General features: G+C 46.5%; 18 protein-coding genes and 1 pseudogene. 11 read left to right on the forward strand and 8 right to left on the reverse strand.

Going from position 1 to position 21,438, the window contains the following annotated elements; genetic code table 11:
- Window positions 1–5: 5 nt before the first annotated feature.
- The 4 genes from BM359_RS03225 to asnA are packed head-to-tail and all read right to left on the reverse strand — an operon-like array spanning window position 6 to window position 3,384.
- Window positions 6–992 carry an LLM class flavin-dependent oxidoreductase gene (locus tag BM359_RS03225; RefSeq protein WP_054487904.1) on the reverse strand — a complete coding sequence of 329 codons (987 nt, stop codon included), beginning with the start codon at window positions 990–992 and terminating at the stop codon, window positions 6–8.
- 6 nt (window positions 993–998) lie between these two features.
- Window positions 999–1,736, reverse strand: coding sequence for an SDR family oxidoreductase (locus tag BM359_RS03230; protein ID WP_054487905.1), 738 nt, complete (start codon window positions 1,734–1,736; stop codon window positions 999–1,001).
- A 20-nt stretch (window positions 1,737–1,756) separates the two neighbouring features.
- Window positions 1,757–2,347 carry a TetR/AcrR family transcriptional regulator gene (locus tag BM359_RS03235; RefSeq protein ID WP_054488532.1) on the reverse strand — a complete coding sequence of 197 codons (591 nt, stop codon included), beginning with the start codon at window positions 2,345–2,347 and terminating at the stop codon, window positions 1,757–1,759.
- Window positions 2,348–2,403: 56 nt separating this feature from the next.
- Window positions 2,404–3,384, reverse strand: a complete 981-nt coding sequence (asnA, locus tag BM359_RS03240) for an aspartate--ammonia ligase (protein ID WP_054487908.1) — start codon at window positions 3,382–3,384, stop codon at window positions 2,404–2,406.
- Window positions 3,385–3,534: 150 nt separating this feature from the next.
- Here asnA and asnC point away from each other — a divergent pair, with 150 nt between their 5' ends.
- The 11 genes and pseudogenes from asnC to BM359_RS03295 all read left to right on the forward strand — a co-directional run bounded on the left by asnC (window position 3,535) and on the right by BM359_RS03295 (window position 17,636).
- Window positions 3,535–4,005, forward strand: a complete 471-nt coding sequence (gene asnC, locus BM359_RS03245; protein WP_054487910.1) for a transcriptional regulator AsnC — start codon at window positions 3,535–3,537, stop codon at window positions 4,003–4,005.
- The gene (gene selD / locus BM359_RS03250; protein ID WP_054487913.1) at window positions 4,002–5,042 is read left to right on the forward strand and encodes a selenide, water dikinase SelD; all 1,041 of its coding nucleotides are present in this window, start codon (window positions 4,002–4,004) and stop codon (window positions 5,040–5,042) included. The genes asnC and selD overlap by 4 nt, the downstream gene beginning before the upstream one ends.
- Complete coding sequence (gene mnmH, locus BM359_RS03255) at window positions 5,043–6,047, forward strand: tRNA 2-selenouridine(34) synthase MnmH (protein ID WP_054487915.1); 1,005 nt, start codon at window positions 5,043–5,045, stop codon at window positions 6,045–6,047. It begins immediately after the preceding gene.
- Between the two features lie 94 nt (window positions 6,048–6,141).
- Complete coding sequence (locus BM359_RS03260) at window positions 6,142–8,760, forward strand: M14 metallopeptidase family protein (RefSeq protein ID WP_054487917.1); 2,619 nt, start codon at window positions 6,142–6,144, stop codon at window positions 8,758–8,760.
- A gap of 136 nt (window positions 8,761–8,896) precedes the next feature.
- Window positions 8,897–9,070, forward strand: coding sequence for a DUF1328 domain-containing protein (locus tag BM359_RS03265; RefSeq protein WP_074930764.1), 174 nt, complete (start codon window positions 8,897–8,899; stop codon window positions 9,068–9,070).
- A gap of 121 nt (window positions 9,071–9,191) precedes the next feature.
- Window positions 9,192–10,871, forward strand: coding sequence for a carbon starvation CstA family protein (locus BM359_RS03270; protein WP_054487919.1), 1,680 nt, complete (start codon window positions 9,192–9,194; stop codon window positions 10,869–10,871).
- A gap of 15 nt (window positions 10,872–10,886) precedes the next feature.
- Window positions 10,887–11,159, forward strand: coding sequence for a cory-CC-star protein (locus BM359_RS03275; RefSeq protein WP_011233950.1), 273 nt, complete (start codon window positions 10,887–10,889; stop codon window positions 11,157–11,159).
- 34 nt (window positions 11,160–11,193) lie between these two features.
- Window positions 11,194–12,204 carry an ArsA family ATPase gene (locus BM359_RS03280; protein WP_054487920.1) on the forward strand — a complete coding sequence of 337 codons (1,011 nt, stop codon included), beginning with the start codon at window positions 11,194–11,196 and terminating at the stop codon, window positions 12,202–12,204.
- A 72-nt stretch (window positions 12,205–12,276) separates the two neighbouring features.
- On the forward strand, window positions 12,277–13,293 hold the full coding sequence (locus BM359_RS03285; protein ID WP_054487922.1) for a zinc-binding alcohol dehydrogenase family protein: 1,017 nt from the start codon (window positions 12,277–12,279) through the stop codon (window positions 13,291–13,293).
- A 71-nt stretch (window positions 13,294–13,364) separates the two neighbouring features.
- Window positions 13,365–14,522, forward strand: a pseudogene (locus tag BM359_RS03290) (efflux RND transporter periplasmic adaptor subunit).
- Between the two features lie 12 nt (window positions 14,523–14,534).
- Complete coding sequence (locus BM359_RS03295) at window positions 14,535–17,636, forward strand: efflux RND transporter permease subunit (RefSeq protein ID WP_054487924.1); 3,102 nt, start codon at window positions 14,535–14,537, stop codon at window positions 17,634–17,636.
- Window positions 17,637–17,693: 57 nt separating this feature from the next.
- Here BM359_RS03295 and BM359_RS03300 read toward each other — a convergent pair whose 3' ends face one another.
- The 4 genes from BM359_RS03300 to BM359_RS03315 all read right to left on the reverse strand — a co-directional run bounded on the left by BM359_RS03300 (window position 17,694) and on the right by BM359_RS03315 (window position 21,410).
- Window positions 17,694–18,737: a bifunctional glycosyltransferase family 2/GtrA family protein gene (locus BM359_RS03300; RefSeq protein WP_054487926.1), complete on the reverse strand. Its 1,044-nt coding sequence runs from the start codon at window positions 18,735–18,737 to the stop codon at window positions 17,694–17,696.
- Window positions 18,738–18,758: 21 nt separating this feature from the next.
- A complete protein-coding gene (locus BM359_RS03305) occupies window positions 18,759–19,127 on the reverse strand; it encodes a hypothetical protein (RefSeq protein WP_054487928.1) in 369 nt (122 codons plus the stop codon).
- Window positions 19,128–19,202: 75 nt separating this feature from the next.
- On the reverse strand, window positions 19,203–20,876 hold the full coding sequence (locus BM359_RS03310) for a M28 family metallopeptidase (protein ID WP_054487930.1): 1,674 nt from the start codon (window positions 20,874–20,876) through the stop codon (window positions 19,203–19,205).
- Window positions 20,877–20,891: 15 nt separating this feature from the next.
- On the reverse strand, window positions 20,892–21,410 hold the full coding sequence (locus BM359_RS03315) for a DUF192 domain-containing protein (protein ID WP_054487932.1): 519 nt from the start codon (window positions 21,408–21,410) through the stop codon (window positions 20,892–20,894).
- Between the last annotated feature and the right edge of the window lie 28 nt (window positions 21,411–21,438).

Here is a 21,438-nt window from a genome sequence, read left to right on the forward strand (position 1 = left end):
TGGCTCTATTCTAACGCGTTTAAAGCATCAGCGGCAATTTCAAAGGAGCGTAACCGGGCGTCATGATCAAACACATGACTGGTAAGAATAATTTCATCTATTCCGGTATCGTCAATAAACTGTTGCAGGTGTCGCTGAACCGTTTCCTTGGTACCTACTGCTGTATAAGTTAACGCATGGTTCGCGCCTGCCAGCTCATGCGGAGCCGCGACCGCTCTTATATCATCCACGGGGGCTTTTAGAGGACCCGGCATACCACGACGTAACGCAATAAACTGCTGTTGCATAGAACTCATCATTTTACGTGCTTCACTTTCATCATCTGCCGCAAAGACATTCATTGCCGCAGCCACGTAAGGTTTACTGAGGTAACGTGACGGTCGGAAATTATCACGGTAAGCTTTTAATGCATGTTGTAGATAATCTGGTGCAAAATGCGATGCAAAGGCGTATGGCAGACCTAAATGCGCCGCGAGCTGAGCACCAAATGTGCTTGAACCTAACAACCATACCGGAATTTTCTGTTGAAACCCGGGAACCGCTTTAATCGCATCGCTTTCCTGGGCTTCTTCCAAATACCCCAATAGCTCCTGGACATCGTTCGGGAACTGCTCGGCATCGTCCGGCTTACGCCTTAGCGCTCGTAAAGTACGACCGTCTGTTCCAGGTGCTCTGCCCAGACCAATATCCACACGGCCAGGGTACAACGCATCCAGCGTACCAAACTGTTCAGCCACCACAAAAGGTGCATGGTTAGGCAACATCACACCACCCGAGCCAATTCGAATTTTGTCGGTTTTGCCGGCGACATAACCTAAAGCAACTGCGGTAGCGGCCGAAGCGATTCCGGTCATATTGTGATGCTCAGCCATCCAGAAGCGGTGGTATCCCCACCGCTCTGCATGCTGGGCTAAATCAGCAGAGTTACGCAATGATTCACCCACTGACCCATCTTCCGTGACAGGCGCCAAGTCAAGAACTGAATATTTCATAACAAATTACAGCTCTTGCTTGGTTGGACGAATGATCATTTCATTCACATCAACTTGCTGAGGTTGTTCAATAGCAAAAGTAATGGCACGAGCAATAGCAGCTGAATCAATTGCATCTGAATATAAATCGTCAGCCATTGCTTTCGCGTCTTTGTCGCTAATGTGGTCCGTCAGTTCTGTTGCTACAGCGCCGGGAGAAATATTCATTGCACGAATTTCACCATTAGATTCCTGGCGAATGCCTTCAGAAATCGCTTTTACCGCAAACTTAGTTGCACAATATACCGTTCCGCCAGCAAAAACCTTCTGACCAGCAACCGATGATAAATTGATGATATGACCCACGTGCTGTTCGCGCATGACCGGTAATACAGCGGCAACACCGTATAGAACACCTTTAATATTTACATCTATCATAGTGTCCCACTCGTCCACTTTCAGTGCATCGAGAGGCGCCAGCGGCATTAATCCAGCGTTATTAATCAATACATCAATGCGACCAAATTCAGCTTTAGTGTCATCTGCCAGTTTTTGAACTGCGGTTTTATCAGTCACATCAACTACTCGGTAAGCTGCCTGACCACCGTCTTTCTTAATTGACTCAGTCAATTCTTTTAAACGATCTTCACGGCGCGCCGCTAACATCAGTTTGGCGCCTTTTTTAGCAAGCATACGAGCTGTTTCTTCACCTAAACCACTGCTTGCACCTGTAATAATCACAACTTTATCTTGTACTTCTGACATAGCTTTACCTCCGGTTGACGCTATTGGTCCACTGCCCCTAACTGCTTTAAAATCATGTTTTCAAAGCGCAGCAGCGGCAGCATAGAACGTTGTACTTTGGCCCGCAGCAATGCCCCCTGCCAACCAGACAGGATAAAAGCGCCCATCTGTTCAGTGTCGACATCCTGCTTAATTTGCTGTGTTTCTTGCGCCGCTTTTAAACAATGCGCAATACGCAACTCCCAGTCAGAAAAAATATCGTCTAACCGTTCACGGAAGAGCGGGCTCTGCGAGGCCAATTCCTGCCCCAGATTGCCTATCAGACAACCCCTGGAAAAATCACACGACTTCATATCTTCAACTGAACAACGCAAGTACGAACGTAACCGATCGACCGGCTGTAAGCTTTCGTTGCCCAGAGTTTCATTCATACGCGCTTCGTACTCTTCTGCGTATGTTTCAATGACCGCCAGGCCAAAGTCGTTCTTACTTTTAAAGTAATGATAGAACGAGCCTTTTGGTACCTGCGCTTCACTCAAAATTTTGTTCAAACCGGTGCTGCCGAAACCATGAATGGAAATCAGGTCAGCACCTATCGTGATGATGTGTTGTCGTGTATCGTTCTTTTTCATGCTTTTAATATTAGACCAGTCGTCTAGAACTTTCAAGGCAAGTCATAAATAAGCCCTCATAGAGCTTCAGCTATAGGCTCTGGCCATACCCCACACTGAACTTTGGCAATATGATCGCTTTGCAGTATTTGCATCACCACGCGAGACTGACCTATTCCCCCACCAATAGTTAAAGGCAGCTCGCCAGCCAAAAGTGACTGGTGCCAGGCTAACTGAAGCTTTTCCTCCTGGCGTCTTAAACCTAATTGTCGCTTTAACGCCAGCTGATCAACACGTATTCCCATAGAGGACAACTCCAATGCGTCATTCAAGCCCGGATGCCAGACAATAATATCGCCATTTAACCCCGTACTGCCCTGCTCATTAACAGAGCTCCAGTCATCGTAGTCTGGCGCACGCACATCATGGGCATAACCATGACTCAGTTCACCACCAATACCGACCAAAAACACAGCGCCGTATTGTTTTACAATTTTGTGTTCTCTCTGTTTAGCCGTGAGCTCCGGATAGGCTTTCATTAACTCTTCCGTATGAACCACATGGATAGTTTCAGGCAGGACATTTTTAGCGTCATATTCCTCAGCGTACAGACGCTCCGTTTCACGCAAGGCCGAGTAAATTTTCTTGACTGTCTGGGTTAAAAAGTTCAGTGAACGCTGCTCCTCTGTAATGACTTTTTCCCAGTCCCATTGATCAACATACACGGAATGCACTGAACTCAAAGCTTCCTCATCAGGCCGCAATGCCTTCATCTGTGTAACGATTCCTTCGCCAGCACTAAAGCCATAGCGACCTAAAGTGTAACGTTTCCATTTTGCTAAGGAGTGAACCACTTCATAGCTTTTGTCCGGCACGGCTTTAACCTTGACCGAAACGGCTTGCTCCCAACCTGAGAGATCATCCTGAATACCACTGCCATGCTCACTAAGTAATGGCGACTGCACCTCAATAAGTCCCAGCTGAATTTGCAGTTGCTGGGTAAAGCCGCTTTTTACAAATTGGATTTTCTCTTGCTGTAACCTGTACTTTGATTTCATAAACACTCCGAATCGTTAAACAAAATAGCTAAAAACGATTCAATTAACACCTTTTTGTTTTTTTTATTCAATATCTTTTAACAGAAATAGCTTTACTTAATAATTTCCGTTAATTTAAGGACACATTAATTATTGAAGCATTAACAAACGATGAAAAAATCAGCTGAAAATTATCAAATCGATGATCTGGACCGCTCAATACTTAACGCCTTAATGGAGGATGCGCGCACACCCTATGCTGAGCTCGCCAAACGTTACAACGTCAGTCCGGCCACTATCCATGTTCGCGTTGAAAAGATGAAACGAGCCGAGATTATTGAAGGCACTCGTTTACAGGTTAACGCCAAACGCTTAGGCTACGATGTCTGTTGTTTCATCGGTATTACCTTAAAAAGCGCAGGTGACTACCCTGCAGCCATTGAGAAACTGGAAAAGCTGGAAGAGGTTATTGAGGCTTACTACACCACCGGACAGTACAATGTTTTTATTAAGATCATGACACCGTCGATTAACCAGCTGCAGCACACGCTTATCAATCGAATTCAGGCTATTGATGAAATACAATCAACGGAAACGCTCATATCGTTACAGCAACCTATCAACAGAGACATACAACCATGAGTCAGGACGTTAAATTAACTGAGTACAGTCACGGCGCCGGTTGTGGCTGCAAAATATCCCCACAAGTGCTATCGACCATATTACAAAGTAAGCTCGATATAGCACCCGACCCTAAACTGTTGGTGGGAAACAGCACCCGTGACGATGCCGCAGCTTATGACATGGGCAATGGCCAGGTTGTATTAAGTACCACCGACTTCTTTATGCCTATCTGTGATGACCCTTTCGACTTTGGCCGCATAGCTGCCACCAATGCCATTAGCGACATCTATGCCATGGGCGGTCAGCCCTTAATGGCTATCGCAATTTTCGGCTGGCCAATCAACAAACTGTCAGCGGAAGTCGCCCAACAGGTTATTGATGGTGGGAGACAAGCCTGCGCTGACGCGGGTATTATGCTGGCCGGCGGACACAGCATTGATGCGCCAGAGCCCATTTTTGGGTTGGCGGTAACAGGTCAGGTAGAAAAACAAAAACTCAAACAAAACGATACAGCTCGCGAGGGTGATGTATTAATGCTGACCAAACCTTTAGGGGTTGGCATTTTGACGACCGCGCAAAAACAGAAAAAGCTGCTACCCGAACATAACGGAATTGCGATTGAAACCATGTGCCAAATGAACAAAATTGGTCCTGTTTTGGCTGGTATTAAGGGTGTGAACGCAATCACTGATGTTACCGGTTTTGGTTTGGCCGGACATTTAATCGAGATGTCCGAAGGTGCAGACCTCTATGCAAAAATTCAGTTCGACAAGATCCCGACACTGCCTCACGTACACGACTACCTGAGTCAGGGATGTGTCCCCGGCGGTAGCTCGCGAAATTTTGATAGCTACGGTCAACATATAAGCCCGGTGCCGGAGCACCAGCGTAACCTCTTATGTGACCCACAAACGTCTGGTGGCTTACTCATCAGCGTGGCAAAGGAAGACGTTGAAGTCGTTTATCAAACTTGTCGCGAGCATAATCAGCTAATACAGGTTATTGGTGAGCTTTATTCTGCGCAGTCACAAACATACCGGGTGGTCGTCGAATAAATGACCGGTAAATGGATAACTCACTCACAATTCGACGAGCTGTTTATTAACGATACGCCGTTGCTTGATTTAAGGGCGCCTTCAGAATTTAAAAAAGGCGCTTTTAGCACAGCCGTTAATTACCCGCTGATGACGGATGACGAACGGGCGAAAGTTGGCACTTGTTATAAACACCATGGCCAGAAAGCAGCAATTGAACTCGGCCATGCGCTGGTTAGCGGCGAGACTAAAAAACGTAGGGTGAATGTCTGGAAAGATTTTTTCAGTGCTCAACCTAAGGCGGTTATCTATTGCTTTCGCGGCGGTTTGCGCTCTGAAATAGTGCAACAATGGCTAATTGATGAAAACATACAACGCCCTCGTGTAAAAGGTGGTTACAAAGCTTTAAGACAGCATTTGATACAACGTACCGAGGAGCTTGTCTCGCAGTTTCACTGGATTGTGGTCAGTGGCCGCACCGGGTGCCAGAAAACCGAGTTTATTAAAGAAAAAGCCCACTCTATTGACTTAGAAGGTTTAGCGCATCACCGAGGTTCAGCGTTCGGCCGTTTTCCTGAACCTCAGCCAACCCAGATAGACTTTGAGAACCAGTTAGCTATTGAGCTTATTAAGTTGAAAGCACAAGGTGCAACGACCCTTTTTATTGAAGACGAAGGCAGCCATATAGGCTCGGTTTCTGTTCCCGAGTGCCTGCGTCTGGCAACTCAAAAAGCAGAGCGCTATCGTATTGAATCCACCGTTGAACAACGGGTAGAGGTTATTTACCAGGAATACGTTGTTGAGGCGGAAAAACGTTACTCAACAAGAGCGCAGTTTGAAAACTACCTGCTGGACAGTTTGGCCCGCACTCGCAAGCGATTGGGCGATCTCAGGTTTCGTCAACTTCGTGATACGTTGCAGCAGGCTCTGAGCAGCAACAGTAAAGAGCTACACAAGCAATGGATAAAAGGACTACTGGTCGACTATTACGATCCCATGTACGACTATCAAATGAAAAAGAGATAAGCATCGCTAAAAATCTGCGACCTACCGAAAACAGCAGTTAATCTCCAAAGCTTTTGTTATGGTGGAAAGATAATAACACCAAGGGGATCTATCTATGTTGAAGCGAATGTTAAGCCGTTTAACAGCGGCCGCATTGGTCATCGTTGCCCTGCCCACTATGGCAGAAACAAAAGACCTTTCGTATTACCTACCACAGGATGTCAGTTACAACCCGGAAATTACTAAGCCAAAAGATGTTCTTGGCTATCAGGTTGGCGAGTGGCATGCACGTCCCGAACAAATCGTTAAGTATATGGAAGTTCTGGCCGAAGAGTCAGACCGTATTACACTGGAAGTTACCGGTCGTACGCATGAGCAACGTCCGTTATTGCTGCTTACGGTTACCTCAGAAGACAACCACGCCAATATTGACGATGTTCGCGAACGTCATTTAGCGGCAGCCGACCCTGACCGTGATGCTGATCCGGACAATACACCGGTAGTCATGTATATGGGTTACAGTATTCACGGCGATGAATCCAGTGGCAGTAACGCAGCGATATTATTCGCCTACTACCTTGCCGCTGCTGAAGGAGAAGCCGTTGACGCGCTTCTGAATGATTCTGTTATTCTGCTTGACCCCGCATTCAATCCTGATGGATTGGCGCGTTTTGCACAGTGGGCAAACCAGCACCGCAGCCAAAATTTGGTTGCCGATCCACAGCACCGTGAACACGTACAGCCGTTCACTCGTGGCCGGGTTAACCACTATTGGTTTGATATGAACCGTGACTGGTTGTTATTACAACACCCAGAGTCACGTGCACGAGTGGCTAACTTTCAAAAGTGGAAACCGAACGTTCTGACCGATTACCACGAAATGGGCACCAACAGCACCTATTTCTTCCAGCCTGGTATTCCGTCGCGCAAAAACCCGCTAACGCCGGATGAAAACGTTCGTTTAACAGAGATTTTAGCCGCAGAACACGCTGACTCTTTAGACGATATTGGCAGCCTTTATTACACCGAAGAGTCGTTCGACGACTTTTATTACGGCAAAGGCTCGACCTATCCGGACATTCAGGGGTCAGTCGGTATTTTATTTGAGCAGGCCTCCAGCCGTGGTCATTTGCAGGATTCAGTTAACGGTGAAGTCAGCTTCCCCTTTACTATCCGGAACCAGTTTGTGGCTTCGCTTAGTACCATTTATGGCACGCACAAGAACAAAAGTCGTTTTATTGAGTTTCAGGAACGGGCTTACGATGAAGGCATTGAAGCCGCTAAAAAAGCGAACTTTGATGGTTACTTAATTGGTGACTCAAGTGACCCTTCACGAGTTGAAGGCTTGCTGGAAATTTTTAAGCAACACGATATTAAAGCTTACCGTGTCGAAAAAGACATTGAACAAAACGGTAAAGAGTTTAAAGCCGGCAGCAGTTATTACATACCACTGGCGCAAGCGCAGTACGGTTTAATTCAGGGTATTTTCAGCACTCGTAAGAGCTTCCCTGATAATACCTTCTATGATGTATCTGGCTGGACGCTTCCGTTAGCCTTTAATGTGCCATTTGAAACACACCGTGGTCGCATCCAAATTGCTGATGCAGCCTGGGATGCTCCTGAGCGTAAATCCTCGGCGCTTACCGACGCTTACGCCTACGCATTTAACTGGGATGACTACCACGCTCCGGGTTTACTGCAGGAGTTGTTAGAGCAGAATATTCACGTACGTCAAAGCACCAAGCCGTTTACTGTCGAGGCTCAACAAGGTCGTCAGGAGTTTTCTCCCGGCTCTGTCATTGTGCCTAAGGCTTACCAGGAGCGTGACTGGCGAGATGTTCAGCGTCGCCTGGCAACGGCAGCAAAAGAAAAAGGCGTTCACGTCACTTCTATAGAAACCGGGTTAACACCAGAAGGAGTTGATTTAGGTAGCCGCAACATTCAGCCAGTAGAAGAGCCCAGCGTCATGATGCTGACTGGTGCTGGTGTAAACCTCTATGAAGCTGGTGAAACCTGGTACTACCTGGACCGTCATGTGGGCATTCCGCTTTCTATGGTCGATACAGAACGCCTTTCACGTGCCGACCTAACTCGCTACAGCCATATCATTATGGTTGATGGGCGCTACGGTAACCTCGACAAAGCGTTACGCAAAAAGCTCAAGCAATGGGTTAGTCAGGGCGGCACAATAATTGGTCAACGTGGTGGTGCCGAGTGGCTCGCAGAAAATAATCTTCTGCATACACGCTTCATCGAAGACTCCGTCTTCCAGGATGCCTTCGCTAAAGATCGTATGAGTTATGACGATCGCGATAGCTTCTATTCAGAACAGCGGATTGCCGGTGCGATATTCTCCATGGAAGTCGACACTTCTCACCCACTCTTCTTTGGCTTCCCTCGTGAGCAAATGCCGGTATTTAAAAACTCGGTTGCTGCTATGGAAGAGCCTGAGTCTCCTTTTGTTTCAGTAGCTCGTTATTCAGAACAACCATTAATGAGTGGCTACACCGATGAACGGAACCGGGAAATTCTGAAAGGAAAAACCAACATTGCCGCTCATCGCTATGGCAGTGGACAGGTTATTGGTTTTGCCGACAACGTAAATTTCCGTGCCTACTTCTGGGGAACAGCGAAATTGCTGAGTAACGCTATTTACTTAGCGCCCCGCATTCAGGTTTACGCCGATAAGCTAGATGATAAAGCAGCAGCGGACGCAGCAGCAGAAGCTCACTAATCATCACTCCTGAAAAACTGAAAACTGCTAAGGTTTATACGCCTTAGCAGTTTTTTACATTTCTGAATACTAGTTATTCTCATAATCATGGTCTACCTTACTAATTGAAACTTCTCAAATAATTAGTGAGGTCACTATGTTACGTTGGGTTCTTATCTTTTTCGTCGTTGCAGTTATCGCAGCCATTTTAGGATTCGGTGGTATTGCTGGTGCAGCCGCTGAAATTGCTAAAATTATCTTCTTTATCTTCGTTGTTCTATTCGTAATTTCATTGGTTGTGCGCCTGCTTCAGGGGAACAAAAGGCTCTAAATGCTTTAAGCTTCTATAGATATTAGACATTGGTCGTATGCCATCGGTTATTGAATCTACGCTACAATAACCGATGGTACTTTACGTTATCTGTCTAACACCACAACAATGAGGCTTTGCCATGAACGCAATCGTAATGATGGTTCTGGGTTTAGGCGCTATGTTTCTCGGTTATGTTTTTTACTCAAAATTCATTGCTGAGAAAATTTTTAAGCTTGATCCAAACTTCAGAACACCAGCTCATGAATTAGAAGACGGCGTTGACTTCGTCCCTACCAATAAATATGTTCTTTGGGGTCACCACTTTACATCTGTAGCCGGCGCGGCGCCTATTATCGGCCCTGCTATCGCCGTTATTTGGGGCTGGGTTCCCGCCTTCCTATGGGTCATTTTCGGAACCATATTTTTTGCTGGCGTACATGATGCAGGTGCTATTTGGGCAAGCAACCGAAATAAAGCAAAGTCTATTGGTAATTTAACCGGCGACGTTGTCGGAAAACGCTCTCAAACCTTATTTATGATCGTGATATTCCTGGTGTTGTTGATGGTTAACGCCGTTTTCGCCACAGCAATATCGGGTCTGCTCATCAAGTTCTCGAGTTCTGTCGTTCCTGTTTGGGGAGCAATTTTCGTTGCGCTTATTATCGGTCAGATAATCTTCCGTAAATGGATGGGTCTTGGTGCCATATCGATCATTGGTGTTTTGGCACTATATGCGCTTATTTGGGCCGGTCCGTCTTTCCCAATTCAGTTACCTGAAACCGTTATGGGAATCAGTGATAACGCCCAATGGGTACTTATCCTGTTTGGTTACGCTGCTATCGCCTCATTGTTACCTGTTTGGGTATTATTACAGCCTCGTGATTATATTAATGGCCTGCAGTTATTTATTGGTCTTATTCTGCTTTACGGTGCAACTTTACTGCTCGGCCCGGAAATATCAGCTCCGGCCTTTAACAGCAACACCCCGGAAGGCACTCCTTCCATGTTGCCATTGTTGTTCGTCACCATAGCCTGTGGTGCTATTTCTGGTTTCCACGGGCTGGTAGCCTCAGGAACAACGTCCAAACAGCTGGATAAAGAAACCGATGCCCGCTTTGTTGGTTACTTTGGTGCTATTGGTGAGGGTTCTCTTTCGTTGGCAACCATTATTGCTGCGACAGCAGGTTTTGCTACGTTAGCCGACTGGGAGGCCGTCTATTCTTCCTTCGGTCAGGGCGGTGTAGCAGCTTTCGTTGAAGGCGGTGCCAATATCATTAGTCAGGGTCTGGGTCTGGACGTAGGTATTTCCGAGACTTTACTGACTGTCATGGCGGTGCTCTTCGCTGGCACAACCATGGATACCGGTCTGCGCTTACAACGTTATATTTTTCAGGAATGGGGCAACCTGTATAACATCAACTGGATGCAAAAAGCCCTTCCGGCAACTTTGTTAGCTGTAGGTAGCTGCTTATTACTGGCATTTGGTGCCGGTGGAGCGGACGGTACCGGGGGGTTAGTCATCTGGCCTCTGTTCGGTACCACAAACCAGTTACTGGCCGGTTTAACTTTATTGGTCATTACTGTCATGCTGGTACGCTTGGGTCGTCCTATGTACTACACCCTGTTACCCTTAATTTTCTTACTGATAATGACTGTATTCGCGCTTATCGTTCAGCTTAAAGGCTTCTACGATAGTGGCGACTGGTTCTTAATGGGTCTGGATTTAGTGGTTCTGGTTGCGGCTATCTGGATTGCCCTTGAGGCCAGTGCCGGATTATCTAAAATCCGTAAAGAACAAAAGGCTCAGAAACAAGAATAAACAGGAGTAAGTAGCATGAACATTCAGTCCGTGCGCCGTTGGTTTAGTCGTGCAAGCGACTTAGCAAACGAGTTTTATAATGCGCCCTATCGCTCTGCTATTGCCCGTGCAAAGCGTGATGAAGACGACTTGTTCATGCTGCTGGTTTTTTCTGAAATGATGGGCGTGCCGAATCCGGCCGCCTATTATACGCTGGAGCTACAACCACTAATGTTGGAACGCTTCCACGAGTGGCATCAACGCATGGGGATGGAACACTCACCTCTTGATCACTTCCGTTGCTGCTAATTTATAACCCGACCAGATACAGGGTTCATTTCTCATGTTGTTAAGCGATAAAAAAGTTTTGTTGATTGGCGGTAAAGGCGGCGTTGGTAAAACAACGGTTTCTTCTGCGCTGGCGGTGCTGGCGGCTCGTCATGGCAAAAAGGTTTTGCTGGTCTCAACTGACCCCGCCCACAGTCTGGCTGATGTTTTTGATCAGCAAATCGGTGATCACAAAACGGTTGTACGCGAAAATTTAACCGCATTAGAAATCGATCCTGACCACGAAGTAAAGGCACATATCGATCGTGTCAGTTCACAGATGAAGCGCTTTACTAACCCTGATCTTTTTCCTGAAATTGAACGGCAGATGCGCTTAACACAGCAGTCGCCCGGAGCACAGGAGGCTGCTTTGCTGGAGAGAATTTGTGCCGTTATTGATGAGGCAGAAAAAGATTACGACTTACTCATTTTCGACACAGCCCCTACTGGCCATACGTTACGCTTGCTAACTTTGCCCGAAGCCATGGCAGCCTGGACTCAGGGCATGCTGCGTTCACAAAAGCGCTCTGAAAACTTAGATTCGGTATTGGATCATTTATCCCCTAAAGCGGGTAAAGACATTAATAACCCCATGTCCGATCCTAAAGACAACGCCAGCGATGGTATGACCGACCGCACTCGCGCAATTACCGAACAGTTGTTAAATCGGCAACGCTTGTTCCAGCGAACCCGCCGATTATTACAAGATGAAAATTACACCTCTATTTTCTTTGTTTTAACTCCCGAGCGGCTTCCTATTCAAGAAACGGACCGGGCGCTGCAGTCTCTAACCACTGAGAAGTTGCCTGTTGGCGGCGTTATCATTAACCGCATTTTGCCTGAACAAGCTGACGGAAGCTTTCTTGCAAAACGACGCACACAAGAAAAGTCTTATTTAGAAGACATAGCAAAGCGTTTTAACGCTTGGCCAAGTTACTCTCTTTATTTATTAGAGGAAGACATTCAGGGAGTCGCCGCTCTGGAAGCATTTGCAGATAACCTGGAACAAGCCGGCTTTTCTTCTTAACTGCCACTTTTTTGTCATCGGTTTCTCTTATAATACGTATACAGTGTCATCATTGTTACTAAGGAGAGCACTATGCGCGCTGTAGGATATAAAAAATCACTTCCTGTAGAAGACTCAAACTCATTACTGGACATTACGGTTGATGACCCAAAGCCAGAGGAAAACGACTTACTCGTTAAAGTAAAAGCTATTGCAGTTAACCCCGTCGATACAAAAATTCGAATGCGAATGGCACCTGAATCCGGCCATAAAATTATAGGCTGGGACGCTGTTGGTGAAGTTATATCAATGGGTAATAAAGTGAAAGGTTTTGAACCAGGAGACAGAGTCTGGTACGCAGGTGATTTAACCCGTCCAGGTTGCAATGCTCAAATGCAGGTTGTTGATCACAGAATTGTCGGAAAGGCACCTGAAAACCTCGACGACTGTCAGGCAGCAGCCCTGCCTTTAACCAGCATTACCGCCTGGGAAGTACTTTTCGATCGGTTGCAAATTGATAAACCCTCTACTCACGCAAAGAGGACTTTATTGGTCATTGGCGGTGCAGGTGGTGTTGGCTCCATCTTAATTCAACTCGCCGCTCAATTGACCGATGCTACGATTATTGCCACAGCCTCACGCGCCGAGTCTCAGCAATGGGTGAAAGCCTTAGGCGCAGACCATGTTATTAATCATTACGACGATTTAGCCGAACAAATTGAAAGCACGGGTTCAGATCCGGTAACGGATGTTGCCTGCCTGACGCATAGCGAGCAGTATTTTACTCAGTGCATGAAGTTTATGGCGCCTCAAGGACGCTTTTGCTTAATAGATGATCCTGCTGAAAATATTGATATTACATTAATGAAGCAAAAGAGCATCAGTCTGCATTGGGAGTTTATGTTTACCCGGTCTATGTTCAATACTGACGACATGATAAAGCAACAGGAGTTACTTAATCATATTTCTGAAATGGTCGAAAAAGGTCAAATACGATCAACACTTGGTAAAACCTTTGGCGAAATGAATGCAGAGAACCTTCGCAAAGCACATGAAGCAGTTGAAAGTCAGAAAACCATAGGAAAAATTGCATTAACTGTTGCCGAATAGTTTTACAAACATACATGAATGTATGTATAATTCCGAAATGCTAATAAATTTATAGGCCAGAGGTAGGTTTAATGAACACGCGTTTTAGGTTTGTCCCAGTTTTAGCAACGGGTATCCTGTTAACAGGAGCACTAGCCGCTTGCAGTGACCAACAGCAGCAACAGCAACAAGGCCAACAGCAAGCGGCCCAAGTAGAAGTGGTTACAATAACCCCTGAATCATTGAATCTAAGCGTTGATCTACCGGGTAGGACTGCCGCCTACCGCGTAGCACAGGTTCGGCCTCAGGTCAGTGGTGTCTTGCTTGATCGAACCTTTGAGGAAGGTACTTTTGTCGAAAAAGGACAACAGCTCTATCAAATTGATCCCGCCGTTTATGAAGCCGAACTTGCCAGCGCAGAAGCTGAGGTGGAAAGTGCTAAGGCGGTATTACGTAGCTCTGAATTACGTTATAAGCGCTTTCAGGAGTTATTGGACGAAAATGCCGTTAGCAGAGATGAGTTTGATAGCGCAGAAGCCACTTTCTCTCAAAATAAAGCCGCAGTTTCTTTAGCTGAGGCTCAATTAAAGAACGCCCGTATTAATCTTGAATACACAAAAGTAAACGCCCCTATTAGTGGCATCATCGGTCGTTCAAACTTTACTGAAGGTGCTTTGTTGACAGCTTCACAGGCTGACCCTCTGGTTACTATTAATCAACTTGACCCTATCTACGTCGATATTAATCAGTCCAGTAAGCAGTTTATGAAATTACAGGCTGACATTAAGTCGGGTCGTATTTAGGCCAACGACAAGGGAAACGCTCCAGTTCGGTTAAAATTGAATGGTCTCGATTACGACCAAAAAGGCGAATTACTCTTCTCAGAAGTTAGCGTTGACGAAGACACCGGTGCCATTTTACTTCGTGCGGTATTCCCTAACCCGGATAAGACGCTCTACCCTGGTATGTTCGTGCGCGCTGAAGTCAGCGAAGGCAGCATAAGTGACGCCATTCAGGTACCGCAAAAAGCCGTTACCCGAGACCCACGTGGACGCCCTTATGTCATGCTGGTTAATGACGACAATACTGTCGAACAGCGAATGATTACAACGGAACGTGCCATCGACAACAAATGGCTGATCTCTGACGGCCTGAAAGAAGGAGACACTGTGGTCATCTCAGGCTTACAAAAGATTCGTCCTGGCGATGAAGTCACTATCGATTCGTCCAACTCTGAACAGCAGCAGTAAGGGAAGTCAGTAATGGCCAAGTTTTTTATTAATCGCCCGATATTTGCATGGGTTATCGCACTGCTGACAATGATGGCCGGTGCCATCGCTATGATACAGCTGCCTATAGCTCAGTATCCAACCATTGCTCCGCCTGCTGTCGAGATTCAGGTGAGCTACCCTGGTGCTAACGCTGAAACAGTGTCTAACACAGTTACCAAAGTGATCGAACAGAACATGACAGGTATCGATAACCTGCTTTACTTCTCTTCACAAAGCAACTTTGGTAATGCAAGTATCAGCCTGACTTTTGCGTCAGGAACAGATCCGGATATTGCTCAGGTTCAGGTTCAGAATAAGCTGTCACAGGCAACTCCACAACTACCTCAGGAAGTACAAGCTCAGGGCATTACTGTCAGTAAATCCAGCAGTTCGTTCCTGATGGTTGCGGCGCTTGTTGCGACCGATGACCGCTACACACAAACCGACTTAAGTGACTATATTGCCTCGAATATTCAGGACCCTATAGCCCGTACAACCGGCGTTGGTAATGTTCAGTTATTTGGTGCGCCTTATGCTATGCGTATTTGGGTCGACCCTTCTGCGTTAGTTAATTACGGCATGACCATGGCCGATATAAAAGACGCTATCCGAGCACAAAATGCTCAGGTTGCGGCAGGTGAATTAGGCGGAACCCCGGCTGTTGACGGCCAGCGGCTTAATTCGACAATTATTGCCCAAACCAGAATGTCGGACGCTGAGCAATTTGAAAACATCACTTTGAAGGTATTATCTGATGGTTCTCAGGTACGCCTGAAAGATGTTGCTGAGGTCGAAAAAGGTGCTGAAAACTACTCTATTCGGGCAAATTACAACGGCAAACCGGCGACAGGTCTGGCAATTAACTTGCAGACTGGTGCTAACGCGTTAGAAACAGCCGATGCCGTTAAAGCCCGCATGGACGAACTTGAACAGTTTTTCCCGGATGGAATGGAATTAGTCACGGCTTATGACACTACACCCTTTATTAAGATTTCAATTTCAGAAGTTGCGCAGGTATTAATAGAAGCGATCATTCTGGTCTTTCTGTTAATGTTCGTTTTCCTGCAGAATTTACGGGCAACCCTAATTCCGACGCTGGCAATTCCAGTTGTTATTCTGGGCACTATGGGTGTCATGTCTTTGGCTGGCTTCTCAATTAACACCCTGACCATGTTCGGTATGGTACTTTCCATCGGCTTATTGGTTGATGATGCCATCGTTGTTGTTGAAAACGTTGAGCGTTTAATGTCTGAAGAAGGTTTATCACCCAAACAGGCAACAATAAAATCGATGGGGCAAATTACCGGCGCACTGGTTGCCATCGGTGTGGTAATGGCAGCGGTATTCGCACCCATGGCCTTCTTCCCGGGATCCACGGGTGCTGTTTACCGACAGTTCTCATTGACCATTATTACCTCTATGGGTCTATCGGTTCTTGTGGCGATAATTTTCTCACCGGCACTGTGCGCTACTTTGCTTAAACCGGTTAAGCATGACAAAAACAGTGGCTGGGGACCGCTTGGATGGTTCAACCGTACCCTTGAGAAGTGGACCGTCAAGTATACAAACTCCATTCATTCAATTTTACGCCGCACCATTCGCTTTGGCTTGCTGTATTTGGGTATTATTGGCGTGCTTGCCTACCTCTTTACTCAACTGCCATCATCTTTCTTACCAGACGAAGACCGTGGCGTATTTCTGACCCAAATGCAGTTACCGGTTGGTTCTACCATAGAACAATCGGTCAACACTATGGATAAGATTGAAGACTACTACCTGAACCAGGAAGATGCAGTGCAGTCCGTCTTCTCCGTTGTTGGGTTCAGTTTCTCAGGACGCAGTCAGGCTAACGGTATCGCTTTTGTTCGCTTAAAAGACTGGGATGAGCGTGACGAAAGCCAGAGCGTTGAAGCCGTTATTGGACGAGCTTTTGGTTTCTTTGCGACCATTAAAGAAGCCATGGTCTTTGCCTTTAACCTGCCACCAATTCCGGAACTCGGCGTTTCCAGCGGTTTTAATCTGTTTTTACAAGATCGGGGGAACCTGGGTCATGCCGGTTTGCTCGAAGCCCGTAACCAATTACTGGGTATGGCCGGACAAAGTGATAAACTGGTTCAGGTACGCCCGAACGGACTTGAAGACGCTCCACAGCTGCGAATTGATATCGATTTTGAAAAAGCTCAGGCACAGGGGCTAACTATCGCAAGTATCAATGACACCTTGAGCACTGCCTGGGGCTCATCCTATGTGAATGACTTTATTGACCGGGGAAGGGTCAAAAAAGTGTACCTTCAAGGCGAAGCTGAATCTCGTATGCTGCCGCAGGATATTAACGACTGGTACGTACGAAATAACCAGGGCGACATGGTGCCATTCAGCTCCTTCTCCAGTTGGGAATGGACTTATGGTCCACAGCGAGTGGAGAGCTATAACGGCGTTTCTGCAATGGAGATCCAGGGGCAAGCTGCTCCGGGCGTTAGCACCGGTGAAGCGATGCTTGAAATGGAGCGAATGATCGAGCAACTGCCGCCGGGAATAGGCTTTGAGTGGACAGGTATTTCACTGCAAGAACGTCAATCCGGTGATTTCGCCCCAATTCTTTATAGCGTATCCCTGATTGTCGTATTCCTTTTCCTTGCGGCGCTTTACGAGAGTTGGTCGATACCCTTCTCTGTCATGCTGGTTGTGCCTTTGGGAATTTTGGGTGCTGTTATCGCGGTCATGCTGCGCGGTATCTCTAACGATGTCTATTTCCAGGTTGGTCTGCTCACCACTGTTGGTGTGTCGGCACGAAACGCGATACTCATCGTGGAATTTGCCAAAGACTTACAGGAACAGGGCAAGGAGCTGTTAGAAGCTACTCTCGAAGCCGTACGTTTACGTCTGCGCCCTATTCTTATGACATCTCTGGCCTTCGTATTCGGTGTTATGCCTCTGGCACTAAGTGATGGTGCCGGTGCTGCAAGCCGTAATGCCATCGGAACCAGTGTTATCGGCGGTATGATAGGCGGTACTGTGCTGGCAATCTTCTTTGTTCCACTGTTCTTTTATGTGGTACGACGAATTTTCCCGCCCAAACAACCTGAAGAGTAACAGAAACAAAAAACCGGAGTTTGAACTCCGGTTTTTTTGGGAAGCTGGAAACTATTTTTAAACAGCCTTTTTAAAGACCAACAACTTTTGACCTCTGTAACTCAATAAAAAAACCAAACCTTCCGCTAGCGGTTTGCCAATAAATGGTGTTAGCCCTATGTACCTAAAGGCCTCTGTCAGCCCATAATTAGCAGCGATCAGGACGACCGCTAAGCATCCATATTTTGTCGCATCCCAGGCAATATGAGAACCCTGTTTGAATACCCACTGACGGTTTAGAGAAAAGTTAAATACTCCGGAAATCACTCTGGCTAAAACAATCGACTCAAGCACTTGCCCTGAAAAAAAGTAGGCGGTAGCAAAAACCGAGTAATCAAGTCCGGCAGACAAAATGCCAATACTGGCAAATTTTAAAAACTTTCGATAAATTTTTATCGAGTCAACAATGGGCCGATAATGACTGGTTTCATTGCCTTCCTCATAGACCGTAGTAATTTCCTGAGATTTTATCCGGTAGCCATAACGTTTAGCAGACAACAGCATCTCTAATTCAAATTCATAACCACAGCTATTGAAGTCAACGAGCTTTTCCAAAAAGCCGACAGGAATTCCGCGCAGTCCCGTTTGCGTGTCTTTAATATCCTGCCCTGTTACAAGCCTGAAAATAACGCGAGTTAACTTATTACCCACTTTAGAACGCAAAGGAATGTCATTTTCATCAAAAGTTCGGCTACCCAGCCATAACTTATCCGGATACCCCTTTAGGCGTGTGCAAACAGCCAGTATGTCTTCAGCAAGATGTTGTCCGTCAGCGTCAGCAGTAACCGCTCCTGAACAACGTTCTTCTTGCTGCGACAGAATCCATCGAAAAGCGGTCCGTAATGCAGCACCTTTTCCCTGGTTTTCCTCATGCTCTAAAATGTGAATGCGGTGTCGGTTGGCAAGTTCCTGAAAAACAGATTTAGACTGACTGCCATCATCAACAATGATAATTCCCAGAAAGTGGCTCCAGTCCGGGTCTTTCGCTGTGACCTCATCAACAAGCGTCAGCAAGTGATGATCAGGGTCCAGCGCAGGAATAACTATATAAGGTTTCTTCATTCGAGCACTGGACCCTGTTTTTTAAGATTTTTTGTCCTGATCGTCTTTAACTTCGTATTCCCCGTCGATAACCGATCCGCCATCCTCTCGCCTATTCTCATAATGTTCTTGTTGTTTTTGATGTTGGCGTTGTTGTTCCTGGTAGTGCTCTTTGGCTTGTTTACGCATTCGCCAAACCTGTTTAATTGTGTGGCGCTGACGCCACATTACAGGAATCGCCAGCAGCAATAAAACTACCGCAATGACCATACCAAACGCCAGTCCAAGACCCACTAAAACCAGCAATAAAAAAAGGCCCAGCAAACGACTGAGCCAGTTACCGGAGGAACTTCCTCCGGTACGTGAACCTTGGTTGAAACGGACATAAACTTTATCTCGTTTATGAGTCATAACTGCTCCTAAAAAATGACTGCAAAGTTAAGACAACTTACGGCAGTGACCGTTCCTACAAGGTTATCTTAACGCTTATTTTCGCATATCTTCTGTTGCTTTACGCGCTGCCTCAAATTCATTTCCGGGTGCCCACTGAGGCCACTCGCGTGAATTTGCCAACTCGTTACCTATTGAGTAGAAGATAGACATATCCTGTTGAACACCGCGCAGGTCCCAATCTTCATTATACTCATCTGCTGGTTTGTGATAAGCATCGCGATTAAAGATAGCACGTTGCTCTTCGGTCCATTCACGGCCTTTCTCGACGTGATCGTTTCCGCCTTTCGCATACAGCATAGGCACACCTCGTTTCGCCAAATTAAAATGATCTGAACGATAGAAAGAGCCAACTTCCGGAGTTGGTTCAGGTGCTACATAACGATCTTGGGCCTTTACGTAGCGTTTCAAGTAGTCTTCCATAGAAGAATTACCATAACCCACCACAACCATGTCTTTCATCGGGCCATAGACGTTCATAACGTCCATGTTAATACCACCAACCGCTTTGCCCAGCGGCAGCATGGGGTGAGTCGCGTACCAGTCAGAGCCCAATAAACCACTTTCTTCGGCACCTACAGCAGCAAAAACAATTGAGCGTTCAGGCTGAGGTCCTTTTGCAAACTGCTCTGCCATGGCCATTAGCGCGGCAGTACCTGAAGCATTATCCTGCGCTCCGTTATAGATAGGATCATCTTCACGGACAGGATCCGTTCCCAGGTGATCGTGGTGAGCCATATAAATAACGTGCTCTTCAGGATATTCAGAGCCCTCAATATAACCAATCACATTGTTGGTATCTAAATACTCAAATTTATTATTAACTGTTAATGACGCTTCAATATTCAATGGCTCTGGCTTAAACTCACCACTCAGCGCCAGCTCCCGCATTTGTTCCAGATCTTTACCGACGCTGGCAAAAAGTGCATTTGCGCTTTCCTCAGTTACCCAGCCTTCAATCGCCGAACGATCCATATTTTTGTTTTCACGTTTCAAGTCAAAACGCACTGGTGAGCCACCAGCCACAACGCCCCAACCGTAACCGGCAGGTCCTGTTTCGTGTATTACAAAGGCGGCTTCAGCCCCCTGCCGAGCAGCTTCCTCAAACTTATAAGTCCAACGGCCATAGTAGGTCATTGCGTTACCATTAAATAGCTCTGGGTCACCGGTTGCGTAGCCCGGGTCATTAACCAACATGACAACGGTCTTACCTTCAACGTCCAGTCCCTCATAGTCGTTCCAGTCATATTCAGGAGCAACAATACCGTATCCGACAAAAACAACATCGCTGTCTTCAACTTTCACTTCATCCACAACGCGAGGCGTCCAGGCCATCATCTCGGTGCGGTATTCCATAGACTCAGGAGCTGACTCACCACTGAAGTTTAAAGAAGTGACTTTGTACGGCATAAGCTTTACAAGTGGAACCGGCTGACGGTAGCTATCATTTTCTTCGTCATAAGGTTTCAGTCCCCATTCACGAAAGTGGTTTTCGATAAAACTCACCGTTTTTTCGCCGCCAGCAGATGCAGGAGCACGCCCTTCGAACTCATCAGAAGATAAGGTTTTCAAATAATCTCTGTAGTTAGGGTTAAAGGCTGAGTCCTGAATATCTGCAACAGCTTTATCGGTGTCGTTATCTGACTGAGTGGCCGGTCCACAGGCTGCTAATACAGTCAAACTCAGCGCCCCCATTATGACGTACTTCATGGTCTCTCCTATTGTTTACTTTTTGTTATTGTTATTTTCTTTTGCCGACTCGCAATTACCGTCCGGGCTTTTATTTAATTGATCACCCGTACGTATACCGTGCTCAGCAAAAAATCCCGCATTCACTTCAAGCACACTCCAGTAACGTTTACCCGGAGAATAGCTTCGACAGTTATTCGGGTCGTTACTGCCACAAGGTCGCATCGTAAAAGTTTTTACAATACGCCGATTTTTATCAAGGTATGCGATATCCAGTGGAATCAAAGTCTGGTACATCCAGAAACCGCTATAACCAGGCCTCTCCTGCCCATAACGAAACCACATGCCATTATATTTGCCCAGCGACTCCCGTTGCATCAATCCACGAGCATGCTGCTCTTGAGTATCGGCAAGCTCTACCGTTAAAGGTTGAGACAAGTCACCCAGGCAAACTTGAGTCGTATCAAATTCCTGAGGCTCGGGAACTTGCCACTGCTGCGCCTGAACGCAAAATGGCAGCATAAAAATTAAAGCGAAAAACACTCGGTAATTCATTCCATTACCCCTGTCATTATCCATTCCT

This window comes from Idiomarina abyssalis (assembly GCF_900116625.1).
Taxonomy (GTDB): Bacteria; Pseudomonadota; Gammaproteobacteria; order Enterobacterales; family Alteromonadaceae; genus Idiomarina; species Idiomarina abyssalis.